We start from the raw sequence: 15338 nt of genomic DNA, 5'->3' as shown, positions 1-15338 counted from the left end.
AAAACGACGTAAGGTTTCTATTTGATACCAGGGAACCGAAAATGGCAACGGGCTCGCAGAGCAATTTTAAAGTCGTCTTAATCGTTTGACTCACAAGGCAATATTGCATCAGGAGATCTATCATGAGCGTTGTAGTTATCTATTATTCTGGCTACGGCCACACCAAACGCGTTGCTGAAACAGTCGCCGAGGGCGCGCAGGCTGAGCTGATCGCCATTGACAGCAATGGCGATATTCAGGAAAGCGACTGGCAAAAACTTAACGATGCCAGAGCGATTATTTTTGGCGCGCCAACCTACATGGGAAGCGTACCGTGGCAGTTTAAGAAATTCGCTGATGCGACCTCAAAAGCCTGGTTCGTGCGTAGCTGGCAGGACAAAGTTTTCGCGGGCTTCAGCAACAGCGCCAGCCTGAACGGTGATAAGCAGGTGTCGTTGCAATACCTGCAAACGCTGGCCTCTCAGCACGGTGGGATATGGGTGAGCCTGGGGCTGCCGCCGTCAAATACTCTCGCGGCAACCCGTCAGGACATTAATAATCTGGGCGGTTCAGTCGGTTTGCTGGTGCAGTCTCCATCAGATGCTGATGCTGGCGCCATTGCCAGCGGCGATCTGCAAACCGCTGTGAAATTCGGCGAGCGTGTTGCGGCCATCGCGAAACGTTTTAACTGAGTTTTCAGACGCCCTCTGTTCAGTGGGGCGTCTGATTCAACATCTTATTTAGCTGGCCAGCCAATAGACTTAACCCTCCTTGCAGATGCTCACTGAACGCCTCCACCAGCGCCGATGCCGGACGATGCAGTGGGCGGATTAGGCTAACGGTGAAAGGAACTGAGACACTAAACCGACGTACAACAATCCCACTTTCCGCATAATCCAACGCCGTGAGCGGATTCACCACCGCGACGCCGACGCCTGCGCGTACCATCGCACAAATCGAGGCCGCGCTGTGCGTTTCTACCACCATTCGGCGTTTGACCTGGTGCTCGGAAAACAGCGTATCCAGCAGCTGTCGATAACTGTCGGTCTGCGACAGGCTGATGTAGTTTTCCCCGTGGAAATCCTCCGGTGTAAGCACCGCCTTACCGGCAAGCCGATGCCCGGCGGGCAGAACGCACACTTCATCTAACGAGAGCAACTCCGTGCGCGCCGTTCCCGCTGGCGTGGAGAGGGTTTCGGTCAGGCCTAAATCATGGCGCTGAGCCGAAAGCCACTCTTCAAGCAGAGGTGATTCCTGAGGCACGATGGTGAGGCTGACCTCCGGGTATCGGGCCAGAAAGGGTTGCAGCAGCATCGGCAAAAAGGATTGCGAAAAGACGGGCAGGCAGACGATCGACAGCTCGCCCTGACGAAACTCGCGCAGGCTTTCCGCGGCACTCACTATTCTATCCAGCCCGTACCAGGAGCGCTGAACTTCCTCGAACAGGCGTAACCCTTGTACCGTCGGGTGAAGCCTGCCCCGGGTGCGTTCGAACAGCTTCAACCCCAGCACTTTCTCGAAGCGCGCCAGCTCGCGGCTCACCGTCGGCTGCGAGGTATGCAGCATCTGTGCGGCTTCGGTGAGATTACCGGTGGTCATCACGGCGTGAAAAATCTCGATATGGCGCAAATTGACGGCGGGCATAGGGCACCTGAAAGCAGAGAACTGACCATATCATTTTTGCATAGACTCGCGATAAAACGATATTTTTTATTCTCTTTGTGCTGTGGCGTAATCATGAAAACGCATTTACCCGGAGAAGACCATGCCACGCCCGCTGAACCAGACTGATACCGATTTGAACGCCGACAACCTGCTGCGCCTGCCCGCCGAGTTTGGCTGCCCGGTGTGGGTCTACGACGCGCAGATCGTTCGCGAGAAGATCGCCGCTCTGCATCAGTTTGACGTCGTGCGTTTTGCCCAGAAGGCCTGCTCCAATATCCACATTCTGCGCCTGATGCGTGAGCAGGGCGTGAAGGTGGACTCCGTTTCACTCGGCGAAATCGAGCGCGCGCTGGCGGCCGGATACGATCCGAAAGCCGACGGTGACGCGATCGTCTTTACCGCCGATGTGATCGACGATGCGACGCTGGCGCGCGTCCACGAGCTGCAGATCCCGGTGAATGCCGGCTCTGTGGATATGCTGGAGCAGCTGGGCGAGGTTTCACCCGGCCATCGCGTCTGGCTGCGCGTGAACCCGGGCTTTGGTCATGGCCACAGCCAAAAAACTAATACCGGCGGCGAAAACAGCAAGCACGGGATCTGGTATGCCGATATGCCTGCCGCGCTGGCGGTATTACAGCGCTACGGCCTGAAGCTGGTGGGGATTCATATGCACATTGGCTCTGGCGTCGATTACGGCCACCTGGAGCAGGTGTGCGGCGCGATGGTGCGCCAGGTTGTCGACTTCGGTCAGAATCTGGAGGCGATCTCTGCCGGCGGCGGTCTCTCCATTCCTTATCGCGAGGGCGAAGAGGCGATCGATACCGATCACTATTACGGTCTGTGGAGCGCCGCGCGCGATCAAATCGCCGCGCATTTGGGCCATGCGGTAAAACTGGAAATTGAGCCGGGCCGTTTCCTGGTGGCGGAAGCCGGCGTGCTGGTTTCGCAGGTGCGCAGCGTGAAAGAGATGGGGTCTCGCCACTTTGTATTGATTGACGCAGGCTTTAACGATCTGATGCGTCCGTCCATGTACGGTAGCTATCACCACATTACCGCCCTGGCTGCCGACGGCCGCGATTTATCGCAGGCACCACGCGTTGAGACGGTCGTTGCGGGGCCGCTGTGCGAATCGGGTGACGTGTTTACCCAGCAGGAGGGCGGCAAAGTGGAGACCCGCGCGCTGCCAGAGGTCAAACCGGGTGATTATCTTGTGCTGCACGACACCGGTGCTTACGGGGCGTCTATGTCATCTAACTACAATAGCCGCCCGCTGCTGCCGGAAGTGCTGTTTGATAACGGCAAGGCGCGGCTGATCCGCCGCCGCCAGACCATTCAGGAACTGATGGCGTTAGAGCTCATCTGATGAAAGTACGGCCCCGTCGTGACCGAATCGCGTAAGACCAGCGTGCCGGTAAACGGTGGGATGGCATCGACCGGCTGGTTTTTTGCCAGCCGGATCGCCTGATCGATGGCCGTGACAATCATATTGTCGATGGGCAGATAAACCGATGAGAGCGCAGGCTCCAGCCATTTTGCGCTTGGGGCGTCGTCAAAGCCGAACAGTGAAATATCCTGCGGGATTTTACGCCCCGCCTGGTGTAACGCTTTGGACGCGCCCAGCGCCATATCGTCGTTACAGGCAAACAGGGCGCTAAACGATACACCGTCGGCAATCAATTCCTTGCACAGCTCATATCCCCCGGTCATTCCCGCATCGCCGTACTTTATCCGACGCTCGTCCAGACGGATGCCGTGCTTTTCCAGCGCCTTACGATAGCCCATCAGCCTCGCTTTTCCGGTTGGGGTATGGATCGGGACGGTGATACAGGCGATCTCCCGATGGCCCTGTTCGATCAGATAATCCACGGCCTTAAACGCGGCATCCTGCTGTTCGAAGAACACGCAGCGATCCGGCGCCTGGCTCACTTCACGGTTAATGACCACCAGAGGTGTTTTTACGGTGTTCATCAGTTTGATGATCGCTTTTTCGCTCATGTAGCGCGTATAAAGCACGATGGCATCGCACTGGCGATCGGCGAGCATCTGCACCGCCTGTTCTTCCTGTTCCGGCGCGTCGTGACCGTCGGTGACGATAAGCTGTTTTCCGTGGGTTTCGGTCTGCCGCGACGCCTGCTGGAGAAGGCGGCCAAAGTAAAAGCCGTCGAAGGTCGAGACGACCAGACCAATGCTGTTGCTGGTCTGGTTAGCCAGCGAGCGCGCGAGAAAGTTCGGCCGATAGCCCAGCTCTTCCATCGCCGCAAACACCTGCTGACGCGTACTCTCTTTAACCTGACCCGTGCCGTTCAGCACGCGCGATACCGTGGCCTTAGACACGCCCGCGCGCAGTGAGACATCCAGCATTGTTACCATTCTACATTCCTGCTTTCACGTAATGATCTGCAGTTTAACACAGAGCTTACGCCGTATAAGCGATGCGGGAAGCGCAAAAATTCCGCCACGATCACGCTTTTCGGTAACGATTTGTCTGGCCTGCCTGAAGTAAAACTAAATAGTCTGACTCTGGTAAAATAATCGCCAAAACGAGCTGGAGGCGTCAGGCCAGCCCATTAATGAGAATACGCAGGTGAAACGTGAAAAAGACTGTTATCCTCCCGCTTTACGATGCACCGCAGTATGCTGAGCAGGTAACCGACTGGATCTGGCAGGCGTTTGGCGAAGGGCTTCCCCGGGAATTTTTCCACAGCATCGTTGAGCACAGCCAGACGCCGGGAAAATTACCGCTGACGTTTATTGCTGTTGAGGACGAAAAGCTTCTTGGTACGGTGGGGCTCTGGCGCTGCGATTTGATCACCCGTCAGGATCTCTTTCCGTGGCTGGCGGCGCTGTACGTTGACGACGCGGCGCGAGGCAAGGGGCTGGCAGGAAAGTTACAGCAGCATGTTATTACCTGGGCCGCGCAAGCGAGATATGAAGAACTGTACCTCTGGTCTGCCTGCCGCGACTTCTACGAACGTTACGGCTGGCAGTATATCGGCGATGGGCTGGAATACCCCAACACGCGGGTTCACCTCTACCGTTATTCGCTCTGCGTTTCCGCAGGCGACGCAACGGAGTGACGACGAACCAGCGTCGGGCTAAACAGATGCGTAATATCCGGCGGCTGGCGCTGTTCCGCCAGCGCTAACGCCAGCTCGGCGGCCTGTGTGGCCATGGTGATAATCGGGTAGCGCACGGTGGTCAGGCGCGGGCGAACGTAGCGGGAGACCAGCACGTCGTCGAAGCCAATCAGCGAAATTTCTGCCGGTACCTCAATCCCGTTGTCGTTCAACACCCCCATTGCCCCTGCGGCCATCGAGTCGTTATAGCTGGCAACCGCCGTGAAATTCCGTCCGCGACCCAGCAGCTCGGTCATGGCCTGTTCACCGCCGCTCTCATCCGGTTCGCCATAGGCCACCAGGCGGTCATTGCACGGCAGTCCGTTTTCGCGCAGGGCATCGTAGTAGCCCTGCAGACGGTCTTCTGCATCAGAAATCGGGTGGTTTGAACAGAGATAGCCAATCCGGGTGTGGCCCTGCTGAATCAGATGACGGGTCGCAAGCCACGCGCCGTAGCGGTCGTCGAGCGCCACGCAGCGTTTCTCAAAGCCGGGAATAATGCGGTTGATGATGACCATCCCGGGGATCTGCTTCATCAGATGAATCAGTTCGGCATCCGGGATCATTTTGGCGTGTACTACCAGCGCCGCGCAGCGGTGGCGGATCAGCTGCTCGATGGCCTGGCGTTCTTTTTGTTCATTATGATAGCCATTGCCGATCAGCAAAAAATTGCCTGTCTGATAAGAAACCTGCTCAACGGCTTTCACCATCGCGCCGAAAAAGGGATCGGAGACATCTCCTACCACCAGACCAATGGTTTCTGTGGACTGCTGGGCGAGCGCGCGGGCATTGGCATTGGGATGATAGTTCAGGGATTCCATGGCGCTTTGTACCGCCTGGCGTGATGCGTCACTGGCTTTTGGGGAGTCGTTAATCACGCGGGAGACGGTTGCCACCGACACACCTGCCAGACGGGCCACATCCTTTATTGTCGCCATTCATTACCTTCTTATTGGGGGTAAGCGTTTACACACCAAATAGTGTTGCGGAAAAGCGGCGCGCATTCAAGGGGAGCGGATTTCCGCTCTCCACAAACGTGACGCAGAACAACCCTGGCGGTGTAATCGTTACACGCGCAGTCATGTCTGAAGAATGTCAATCTGAACCTTTGGTTACACTTTGCCTCAGGCTGTTGCGATTGTCCGATGGCGAGGATGTTAATGAGATTGATACAGTTGAGATCCCAGAGGTATTGATTGGTGAGAATTCTTAGTACGGTTTCGTACTCATCTCTTGCACCAACCTGCGCGGATGCGCAGGTTTTTTTTCGCCTCCACTTTTGCTGTCGCTCCCGTATCACTTCTCGTGTAATCTGCCACCATTTACTATCAACCCTCCACACTGGCTGGCAAAGGGAGTTGAGATGCTATTTGGGTTCTTCCGTACACTGTTCCGTATTCTCTTTCGCATCCGCGTCACTGGCGATGCCCAGGCGCTTCGTGGCGAACGCGTTCTTATCACACCAAATCATGTTTCCTTTATAGACGGCATCCTGCTGGCGCTGTTTCTGCCCGTGCGCCCGGTATTTGCGGTCTATACCTCCATCAGCCAGCAGTGGTACATGCGCTGGCTCACGCCGCTGATTGATTTTGTGCCGCTTGACCCGACAAAGCCGATGATGATTAAGCATCTGGTGCGTCTGGTCGAGCAGGGGCGTCCGGTGGTCATTTTCCCGGAAGGGCGTATCTCCGTGACCGGTTCGCTGATGAAAATCTACGACGGTGCGGGGTTTGTCGCGGCGAAGTCAAAAGCGACCGTGGTGCCGCTGCGAATTGAAGGCGCAGAGCTGAGCCATTTCAGCCGTCTGAAGGGACTGGTGAAGCAGCGTCTGTTCCCCAAAATCACGCTGCATATTCTGCCGCCAACGTCGTTACCGATGCCCGACGCGCCGCGTGCCCGCGATCGCCGTAAAATCGCCGGGGAAATGCTGCACCAGATTATGATGGAAGCGCGCATGGCCGTGCGTCCGCGCGAAACGCTGTACGAATCTCTACTTTCCGCGCAGCACCGCTATGGCGCGAAGAAAAACTGCATCGAAGACATCAACTTTACCCCGGATACCTATCGCAAACTGCTGACCAAGACCCTGTTTGTGGGGCGCATTCTTGAGAAGTACAGCAAAAAGGGCGAAAAGATTGGCCTGATGCTGCCTAATGCGGGCATCAGCGCGGCGGTGATTTTCGGCGCGGTTTCCCGGGGCCGGATCCCGGCGATGATGAACTACACGGCGGGTGTGAAAGGGCTGACCAGCGCCATCACCGCTGCCCAGATTAATACCGTCTTTACCTCTCGTCAGTTCCTGGACAAAGGCAAGCTCTGGCATCTTCCCGAGCAGCTCACCCAGGTGCGCTGGGTCTTCCTGGAGGATCTGAAAGCCGACGTGACCACCGGCGACAAGCTGTGGATTTTTGCTCACCTGCTGATGCCGCGTCTGGCACAGGTCAAACAGCAGCCGGAAGATGACGCCATTATCCTCTTCACGTCGGGATCGGAGGGCAACCCGAAAGGCGTCGTCCACAGCCACAAGAGCATTCTGGCGAACGTTGAGCAGATCAAAAGCATTGCTGACTTTACCGCGGATGACCGTTTTATGTCGGCGCTGCCGCTGTTCCACTCCTTTGGCCTGACGGTGGGGCTGTTTACGCCGCTGCTGACCGGCGCAGAAGTGTTCCTTTATCCAAGCCCGCTGCATTACCGGATTGTGCCGGAGCTGGTGTATGACCGTAACTGCACCGTCCTGTTCGGCACCTCAACCTTCCTCGGCAACTATGCGCGTTTCGCCAATCCGTATGACTTCTATCGCGTGCGGTATGTGGTGGCCGGTGCGGAAAAACTGCAGGAGAGCACGCGTCAGATCTGGCAGGACAAGTTTGGCCTGCGCATTCTCGAAGGCTATGGCGTGACCGAGTGTGCGCCCGTGGTCTCGATTAACGTGCCGATGGCGGCGAAACCGGGTACGGTTGGCCGAATTCTGCCGGGAATGGATGCGCGTCTGCTGGCCGTGCCGGGCATTGAGGACGGTGGCCGTCTGCAGCTGAAAGGGCCAAACGTGATGAACGGGTATCTGCGCGTGGAAAACCCGGGCGTGCTGGAGGTGCCCACAGCGGAAAACGTCAACGGCGAGGTTGAAACCGGCTGGTACGACACCGGGGATATCGTCCGTTTCGATGAACAGGGCTTTGTACAGATTCAGGGACGCGCGAAACGCTTCGCCAAAATCGCCGGTGAAATGGTCTCTCTGGAAATGGTTGAGCAGCTGGCGACGGCCGTGTCCACGGATAAGATGCATGCGACGGTGGTGAAGAGTGACGCCAGCAAAGGCGAGGCGCTGGTGCTGTTTACGACCGACGGTGAGCTTAAGCGCGACAGGTTACTGAGCTATGCGCGTGAACACGGTATTCCTGAACTGGCCGTGCCGCGCGATATTCGCTACCTGAAACAGCTCCCTGTGCTGGGTAGCGGGAAGCCCGATTTCGTGACCCTGAAAGGCATGGTTGAAGAGGCGGAACAGCAAAATGCGTGAGTCAGTACACACTAACACATCGCTCAGATCGAAAGGCATGATGGCCGTCATCGCCGCACAGTTTCTCTCTGCGTTCGGTGATAACGCGCTGCTGTTTGCCACGCTGGCGCTGCTGAAAGCCGAGTTTTACCCCGACTGGAGTCAGCCGATCCTGCAGATGGTGTTTGTGGGCGCTTACATTATCTTTGCTCCGTTCGTCGGGCAGGTGGCGGACAGCTTCCCGAAAGGTCGGGTGATGATGTTTGCCAATGGCCTCAAGCTGCTGGGTGCGGCCAGCATTTGTTTTGGCTTTAATCCGTTTATTGGCTATACGCTGGTGGGCATTGGCGCCGCCGCCTACTCCCCGGCGAAGTATGGCATTCTCGGCGAGCTGACCACCGGAGATAAGCTGGTGAAAGCCAATGGTCTGATGGAGTCGTCAACCATTGCCGCTATCCTGCTCGGATCCGTTGCGGGCGGCGTGCTGGCCGACTGGCATGTCCTGGCGGCACTGGGCGTATGCGCGGCGGTGTATGGTGGGGCGGTCGTGGCGAACCTGTTTATTCCTAAACTGCCGGTGGCTCGCCCGGGACAATCCTGGCGCTTTAAACCGATGACCGGCAGTTTCTTTACCGCCTGCCGCGTGCTGTGGCGTAACGGTGAAACGCGTTTTTCCCTCATGGGGACCAGTATGTTCTGGGGGGCGGGCGTCACGCTGCGCTTCCTGCTGGTCCTGTGGGTGCCGGTGGCGCTGGGGATTACTGACAACGCGACGCCGACCTATCTGAATGCGATGGTGGCCATCGGCATTGTGGTGGGGGCTGGCGCGGCGGCGAAGCTGGTAACGCTCGAGACGGTAGCACGCTGCATGCCCGCAGGGATCCTGATTGGCGTCGTGGTGCTGATCTTCTCGCTGCAGCATGCGTTATTGCCCGCGTATGTCCTCCTCATCCTGATTGGTATTCTGGGGGGCTTCTTCGTGGTGCCACTGAACGCGTTACTGCAGGAGCGGGGCAAGCAGACCGTCGGGGCAGGCAATGCCATCGCGGTACAAAACCTGGGGGAAAACCTGGCAATGCTGTTAATGCTGGGGCTCTACTCGCTGGCGGTAAAAGTGGGCGTGCCGGTGGTGGGGATTGGCGTCGGGTTTGGTGGGCTGTTTGCGCTGGCGATTGCGGGCTTGTGGATGTGGCAACGTCGCCGCTGATAAGTGCGGCCTGATGCCCTCACCCCGGCCCTCTCCCACAGGGAGAGGGAGCAAACCCTAAAAACGGCAACGTGCGTTGCCGTTTTGCTTTTATTACGGTGCAGGATAAGTATAAACCTGATGCACCGCTTCAATCTCCGCTAACACCTCTTCACTCAGGTTCAGATTGAAACTCGCAATATTGGTTTTCAACTGCTCCATCGTGGTCGCGCCCAGCAGGGTGCTGGCAACAAACGGCTGACGATGCACGAAGGCCAGCGCCATCTGCGCAGGGTCAAGACCGTGACGCTTCGCGATATCCACATAGGCGGCAACGGCTTTCTGCGTCTGCTCGCCGCTGTAACGGGTAAAGCGGCTAAAGAGGGTGTTACGCGCCCCGGCCGGTTTCGCGCCGTTCAGGTATTTCCCCGTCAGCGTGCCGAAGCCGAGACAGGAGTAGGCGAGCAGTTCCACTTCTTCATACTGCGTCACTTCGGCCAGACCCACTTCATAGCTGCGGTTAAGCAGGCTGTACGGGTTCTGAATAGTCACGATACGCGGCAGATCGTGTTTATCCGCCAGGTGCAGATAGCGCATGACCCCAAAGGCTGTTTCGTTAGAGACGCCAATATAGCGGATTTTTCCCGCGCGCTGGCATTCGGTCAGCGCTTCCAGCGTTTCCAGCAGCGTCACGGCGGGGGCGCTCTCATTCCAGCTGTAGCCGAGCTTACCAAAGCAGTTGGTTGGGCGCTGAGGCCAGTGCACCTGATACAGATCGAGATAGTCGGTTTGCAGGCGCTTCAGGCTGGCGTCCAGTGCGGCGCGGATATTCTTGCGATCGAGGATCTGATTCGGGCGGATCCCGGTATCGTTGTTGCGCGCGGGGCCGCTGACTTTGGAGGCAATCACCAGCTTTTCACGGTTGCCGTGTTTTGCCAGCCAGTTACCGACGTAGGTTTCGGTAAGTCCCTGCGTTTCCGGACGTGGCGGAACAGGGTACATCTCCGCGACATCAATCAGGTTAATCCCCTGGCTGACGGCGTAATCGAGTTGTGCATGGGCATCGGCTTCGCTGTTTTGTTCACCAAATGTCATCGTGCCCAACCCCAGTTGGCTTATTTCCAGAGCGCTGTGGGGGATACGGTGATAATGCATAGCCGGCTTCCTCAGTAGACTTATAGACCGCGTCAGGGCGTGCCCGACAAAGGAATATAAACATGGCAGAGGGGAAGCAAAAGGGGAAGAAAAAAATCAAAAAGGTCAGCAAGCGACTGACCTCTCTCTGTTTATCGCTCGATAATTTGCGATACTTCGTCGCGATTGATCTGCATTTTATTGCCTTCCTGGTCGCGGTAGCTGACCAGCCCGGTATCATCGTCAACTTCGGGTTTGCCGTCGGTCAGGATCATTCGACCGTCTTTTGTCGCCATGACGTAATCGCTGCTACAGCCCGATACGGCAAACGCTAAACCGACTGCTGAAACTAACACTGCCCATTTTTTCATCGTTATCGTCCTCATCTGGCACGTATCAAATCATAATCTAGTATTAACTCGATATGGCGACTTGAGGAAGCAGTAAAATCTTAAAAAGCAGTCGATTATGTTTGAGAGCTCGCAAAATAAGTAAAAAACTATGTTTTTAACAGGAAATGACGTGCCAGGAGCGCGCCGGTGAAATTCTTTTTGAGATAAAAACCGCGCGGCAACGTCAGTATCGGCTCACCCTGTGCGCCGATGGCCTCGGTAAGCGCTTTACTGTTGGCCGCTTTCGGACGCAGTTGTAACACTTCTCCGTGTCGGGCGGTGATGCGCTCTACCTGCCCAAGAACGATCATGTCCATCAGCTCCTCCCAGTCCAGCCGAAGCTGATGCTCTTCATCCTCGTTCGGGCTCCAGAGCAGCGGCGCGCCAACGCGACGGTCAGCCAGGGGGATCTGTCGCTCGCCTTCAACCGGTACCCACAACACGCGCTTCAGCTTGTGGCGAACGTGGCTGGTTTCCCACGTCACGCCGGTGTTGCCGGTTAATGGCGCAACGCAGACAAAGGTGGTCTCAAGCGGCTTGCCCTGGCTATCTATTGGGATGGTTTTTAACTCCACGCCAAGTGCTGCAAAATCCTGCTCGGGTTTGCTCCCAGCGCTCGCACCCAGCCACAGCTCAAGCAGCATGCCGATCCAGCCTTTATCCCGCTTAAGATCCTTCGGGATCGGAAGCCCTGCCATTGCCGCCAGCTCGCCAAGCGAAAAGCCCGCAAGACGCTGTGCCTGCTGGAGCAACTGGCCCTCGCTGGACGGCGGTGAGAGCAAGGGTGTAAGCGGATGCATGACGGTAACCTTTTGATTAAAAAATAAACGAAGAAATTGTCCCCTGTGGATAGAGTTTAACTATTTCTGTACCAATATTCCATGTATATGATTTATAGGTTTTTTTATCGGTTTGAAATCGTTTCACCCGAGTCAGAAAACCGGTTGTTCAAATCTGGTCACTGACAATGAACAGGATCTTACACCATGTTATCCACAGAAAAATGGGATAACTGGGCATAACCCTGACTACTGTTTCAATTTACAGCCTTGACGTGCGATGAAAATCGAATTTTCAAACAAATTGTGACTAACTTATTGGCACAATCTGTGGATAAAACCGACGCTGTTCGATCTTTCATCAGCACGACGATCCCTGATGTGACGATCGTCACGCTATTCTGTTTTGTGTTCATGGAAATACATTTAACTCTATGAAAATAATTGCATTATTGAATTCAGGTGAAAGAGGGGATATGGCAGCGTTTAAGGTTGTTCATCGGTAATCAGACACTTCTTCACAACTATATCCACAGAAAAGGTGAATAAAATTCCCTTCACTGCCACTCATCTGTTTATAACTCAGCACTTATTTGTGAGTTATTCAAATGTTATTAGGTTGCAGCCCTGTAAGAGAGTGGTTTACCGCCTCCCTGTAGTGTGAAACAATCATTCATATATAAGGTTTAGTTTGGGGTAGTCCGGTGATTGATGACGATGGCTACCGCCCGAACGTAGGAATAGTAATTTGTAATCGTCAGGGCCAGGTGATGTGGGCCCGGCGATATGGTCAGCACTCCTGGCAGTTCCCGCAAGGCGGGATCAATCCGGGAGAGTCCCCAGAACAAGCGATGTACCGGGAGCTTTTTGAAGAGGTCGGTTTAAGCCGAAAAGATGTTCGCATCCTGGCTTCGACCCGCAACTGGTTGCGTTACAAGTTACCGAAACGTTTGGTGCGTTGGGACACAAAGCCGGTTTGTATCGGCCAGAAACAAAAGTGGTTTCTGTTGCAGTTGGTGGGCAACGATTCAGACATCAATATGCAAACCAGCAGTACGCCGGAGTTCGATGGCTGGCGCTGGGTGAGCTATTGGTATCCTGTTCGTCAGGTCGTGTCATTTAAACGCGATGTTTACCGTAGGGTGATGAAAGAGTTTGCAAGTGTGGTAATGCAGCTTCAGGAGATCCCGCCTAAGCCGCAGAGCGCACCTGCCTGGCGACGTAAAAGAGGTTAAGCTACGCAAATCATGCTCACCCGCTTGCGAGAAATAGTCGAGAAGGTGGCCAGCGCGCCGCGTCTGAACGAGGCGCTGAATATTCTGGTCACCGACATCTGCCTTGCGATGGAGACCGAGGTCTGTTCGGTGTATCTGGCCGACCACGATCGGCGCTGCTATTACCTGATGGCAACCCGTGGTTTGAAAAAACCACGCGGACGCACCGTAACGCTCGCATTTGATGAAGGTATCGTGGGTCTGGTCGGGCGGCTGGCTGAACCCATCAACCTTGCTGACGCACAAAAACACCCCAGCTTTAAGTACATCCCTTCCGTAAAAGAAGAGCGCTTCCGCGCTTTCCTTGGCGTGCCGATTATCCAGCGTCGCCAGCTGCTCGGCGTGCTGGTCGTCCAGCAGCGTGAGCTACGTCAGTACGACGAAAGCGAGGAGTCTTTCCTCGTCACGCTGGCCACGCAGATGGCGGCGATCCTCTCCCAGTCCCAGCTTGCCGCGCTTTTTGGTCAGTATCGCCATACGCGCATTCGTGCCCTTCCGGCATCACCAGGCGTGGCGATAGCTGAAGGCTGGATGGACGCTACGCTGCCGCTGATGGAGCAGGTTTACGAAGCCTCAACGCTTGATGAAGCGCTGGAGCGCGAGCGTCTCACCGCCGCGCTGGAAGAGGCGGCGAATGAATTTCGTCGTTACAGCAAACGTTTTGCCGCAGGCGCGCAAAAAGAGACGGCGGCGATCTTTGACCTCTATTCGCACCTGCTCTCCGATGCGCGCCTGCGTCGTGAGCTTTTTGCGGAAGTGGATAAAGGCTCGGTCGCGGAGTGGGCGGTTAAGAAGGTTATCGAAAAATTTGCCGACCAGTTTGCGGCACTGACCGACGGTTACCTGAAAGAGCGGGCAGGGGATCTGCGCGCGCTGGGGCAGCGCCTGCTTTTCCATCTTGATGACACCATTCAGGGCCCGAATGCATGGCCAAAACGGTTTGTTCTGGTTGCCGACGAACTTTCGGCAACGACGCTGGCTGAACTGCCCCAGGACAGGCTGGCCGGCGTGGTGGTGCGCGATGGTGCCGCCAACTCACACGCCGCCATTATGGTGCGCGCGCTGGGTATCCCTACCGTTATGGGGGCGGACATTCAGCCGTCGGTACTGCACCGACGTACGCTGGTGGTCGACGGCTATCGCGGTGAGCTGCTGGTCGATCCTGAGCCGGTTCTGCTCCAGGAGTACCAGCGTCTTATCAGCGAAGAGAATGAATTAAGCAAGCTGGCTGAAGATGACGTTAACCTGCCCGCACAGCTGAAGAGCGGTGAGCGGATCAAAGTCATGCTCAACGCCGGTTTAAGCCCTGAACATGAAGAAAAGCTTGGCAGCCGCATCGACGGTATTGGCCTATATCGTACTGAAATCCCGTTCATGCTGCAGAGCGGTTTCCCCTCCGAAGAGGAGCAGGTGGCACAGTATCAGGGGATGCTGCAGATGTTTAACGACAAACCTGTCACCCTGCGTACCCTGGATGTCGGGGCGGATAAACAGCTGCCCTATATGCCGATCAGCGAAGAAAACCCGTGCCTGGGCTGGCGTGGGATCCGCATTACGCTCGATCAGCCGGAGATCTTCCTGATCCAGGTACGTGCGATGCTGCGCGCCAACGCGGCGACGGGCAATCTCAGCATCCTGCTGCCGATGGTCACCAGCATCGATGAGATCGACGAGTCCCGGCGGCTGATCGAACGTGCTGGCCGCGAAGTGGAAGAGATGATCGGCTATGCGATCCCGAAACCGCGGATTGGGGTGATGCTTGAAGTGCCGTCTATGGTCTTTATGCTGCCGCAACTGGCAAACCGTGTTGATTTTATCTCTGTCGGCACGAACGACCTGACGCAATATATCCTGGCCGTCGACCGTAACAATACTCGCGTCGCCAGTATCTACGACAGCCTGCATCCGGCGATCATTCGCGCGTTAGCGATGATCGCCCGTGAAGCGGAGCAGTACGGTATTGATTTACGCCTGTGCGGTGAAATGGCCGGTGATTCCATGTGCGTTGCGATCCTGATTGGTCTGGGATTCCGCCATCTGTCGATGAACGGTCGCGCCGTCGCCCGCGTGAAATACCTGCTGCGGCATATCGACATCAATGATGCCCGCGAGCTGGCTGAACGCAGCCTTGAGGCGCAGCTGGCAACGGAAGTCCGCCACCAGGTCGCGGCGTTTATGGAACGACGCGGTATGGGCGGTCTGATCCGCGGCGGCCGCTAATCGTTTTTCGCCCTCTCCCTGTGGGTGAGGGCGCCAGCGCGCATAAAACCCTATACACATCTTTTACATCTCTGGCGCATCCTCCGCGCCC

At 56.2% G+C, this 15338-nt stretch carries 13 protein-coding genes; 7 read left to right on the top strand and 6 right to left on the bottom strand.

Features of this window, described 5'->3' with window-relative positions; translation table 11 throughout:
• The first annotated feature begins 119 nt into the window (after nt 1–119).
• Nucleotides 120–671, top strand: coding sequence for a flavodoxin family protein (locus BM007_RS10035; protein WP_024909309.1), 552 nt, complete (start codon nt 120–122; stop codon nt 669–671).
• A 19-nt stretch (nt 672–690) separates the two neighbouring features.
• Here BM007_RS10035 and BM007_RS10030 read toward each other — a convergent pair whose 3' ends face one another.
• Nucleotides 691–1623, bottom strand: coding sequence for a LysR family transcriptional regulator (locus tag BM007_RS10030; RefSeq protein ID WP_090418534.1), 933 nt, complete (start codon nt 1621–1623; stop codon nt 691–693).
• Between the two features lie 121 nt (nt 1624–1744).
• Between BM007_RS10030 and lysA the strand changes: the two genes are divergently transcribed.
• Complete coding sequence (lysA, locus tag BM007_RS10025; RefSeq protein WP_090418531.1) at nt 1745–3007, top strand: diaminopimelate decarboxylase; 1263 nt, start codon at nt 1745–1747, stop codon at nt 3005–3007.
• On the opposite strand, the gene BM007_RS10020 is transcribed toward lysA, so the two are convergent.
• Entirely contained in the window at nt 2977–4014 is a 1038-nt protein-coding gene (locus BM007_RS10020) for a LacI family DNA-binding transcriptional regulator (protein ID WP_090418528.1), read from the bottom strand. The two genes, lysA and BM007_RS10020, sit on opposite strands and share 31 nt — an antisense overlap.
• Before the next feature lie 221 nt (nt 4015–4235).
• Here BM007_RS10020 and BM007_RS10015 point away from each other — a divergent pair, with 221 nt between their 5' ends.
• Nucleotides 4236–4721: a GNAT family N-acetyltransferase gene (locus tag BM007_RS10015; protein ID WP_090418525.1), complete on the top strand. Its 486-nt coding sequence runs from the start codon at nt 4236–4238 to the stop codon at nt 4719–4721.
• Here BM007_RS10015 and galR read toward each other — a convergent pair.
• Nucleotides 4682–5698: an HTH-type transcriptional regulator GalR gene (gene galR / locus BM007_RS10010; protein WP_090418523.1), complete on the bottom strand. Its 1017-nt coding sequence runs from the start codon at nt 5696–5698 to the stop codon at nt 4682–4684. The two genes, BM007_RS10015 and galR, sit on opposite strands and share 40 nt — an antisense overlap.
• A 425-nt stretch (nt 5699–6123) precedes the next feature.
• On the opposite strand from galR, the gene aas reads away from it, so the two are divergent.
• Together aas and lplT are read left to right on the top strand one after the other, a co-directional pair.
• On the top strand, nt 6124–8283 hold the full coding sequence (gene aas / locus BM007_RS10005; protein WP_090418521.1) for a bifunctional acyl-ACP--phospholipid O-acyltransferase/long-chain-fatty-acid--ACP ligase: 2160 nt from the start codon (nt 6124–6126) through the stop codon (nt 8281–8283).
• Nucleotides 8276–9469 (top strand): lysophospholipid transporter LplT, encoded by a 1194-nt coding sequence (lplT, locus tag BM007_RS10000; RefSeq protein WP_032648138.1) that lies wholly within the window; start codon nt 8276–8278, stop codon nt 9467–9469. The genes aas and lplT overlap by 8 nt, the downstream gene beginning before the upstream one ends.
• Before the next feature lie 93 nt (nt 9470–9562).
• Here lplT and BM007_RS09995 read toward each other — a convergent pair whose 3' ends face one another.
• The 3 genes from BM007_RS09995 to mutH all read right to left on the bottom strand — a co-directional run bounded on the left by BM007_RS09995 (nt 9563) and on the right by mutH (nt 11774).
• Nucleotides 9563–10603 carry an NADP(H)-dependent aldo-keto reductase gene (locus tag BM007_RS09995; RefSeq protein WP_090418518.1) on the bottom strand — a complete coding sequence of 347 codons (1041 nt, stop codon included), beginning with the start codon at nt 10601–10603 and terminating at the stop codon, nt 9563–9565.
• 131 nt (nt 10604–10734) lie between these two features.
• A complete protein-coding gene (locus tag BM007_RS09990) occupies nt 10735–10953 on the bottom strand; it encodes a YgdI/YgdR family lipoprotein (protein ID WP_008499668.1) in 219 nt (72 codons plus the stop codon).
• 128 nt (nt 10954–11081) lie between these two features.
• Entirely contained in the window at nt 11082–11774 is a 693-nt protein-coding gene (mutH, locus tag BM007_RS09985) for a DNA mismatch repair endonuclease MutH (protein ID WP_032648136.1), read from the bottom strand.
• Between the two features lie 683 nt (nt 11775–12457).
• On the opposite strand from mutH, the gene rppH reads away from it, so the two are divergent.
• A complete protein-coding gene (gene rppH, locus BM007_RS09980) occupies nt 12458–12988 on the top strand; it encodes an RNA pyrophosphohydrolase (protein ID WP_013098553.1) in 531 nt (176 codons plus the stop codon).
• 12 nt (nt 12989–13000) lie between these two features.
• Nucleotides 13001–15247 (top strand): phosphoenolpyruvate--protein phosphotransferase, encoded by a 2247-nt coding sequence (ptsP, locus tag BM007_RS09975; RefSeq protein ID WP_024909296.1) that lies wholly within the window; start codon nt 13001–13003, stop codon nt 15245–15247.
• The last annotated feature ends 91 nt before the right edge of the window (nt 15248–15338 follow it).

The organism is Enterobacter sp. NFIX59 (genome assembly GCF_900113755.1).
Classification (GTDB): domain Bacteria; phylum Pseudomonadota; class Gammaproteobacteria; order Enterobacterales; family Enterobacteriaceae; genus Enterobacter; species Enterobacter pseudoroggenkampii.
Note: the sequence above shows the minus strand (reverse complement) of the source record. Positions and strands in the feature narration are given on the sequence as shown.